This window comes from Streptomyces sp. 13-12-16 (assembly GCF_002114215.1).
Taxonomy (GTDB): domain Bacteria; phylum Actinomycetota; class Actinomycetes; order Streptomycetales; family Streptomycetaceae; genus Streptomyces.
On the sequence record NZ_NCTE01001297.1, the window covers coordinates 1 to 361 of the forward strand.

Below are 361 nucleotides of genomic sequence, written 5' to 3' on the forward strand. Positions count from 1 at the left end.
CGGGTGGTGGTGCGCCGGACGGGGGAGGGGGTGGGGCGGACGGGGGGTTGGTGCGGGGGCCGGGTTTCGGGGGTGCGTCCGCCGGGGTGGGTGGTGTCCTCCGTGGTGTGCCGTTATCGGGCGATGACCGTCGCCCGTTCGCTCTCCACCCGCTTGTCCAGGGCGTCACCCCCGAGGAGGCCCAGGTTGCGGCACAGCACCACGGAGCCGCCGGTCGCCAGCGGCCCGTACAGGCCCGTGTTCAGGCCCTCCCACGTGTCGTACGGCCGCCCCGACAGGATCCGCGAGCCGGGGCCGGTCAGGCCGAGCTCCGGCGCCTCGGCGCGGGCCCGCTCGACCACCTCCGCCCCGGTGAACTCCC

1 pseudogene is annotated in these 361 nt (G+C 76.5%); it reads right to left on the bottom strand.

Annotation, left to right across the window (positions count from 1 at the left end):
* Positions 1-113: 113 nt before the first annotated feature.
* Positions 114-361 (bottom strand): annotated as a pseudogene (locus tag B7767_RS39675) (TIGR03089 family protein); the annotation flags it as partial.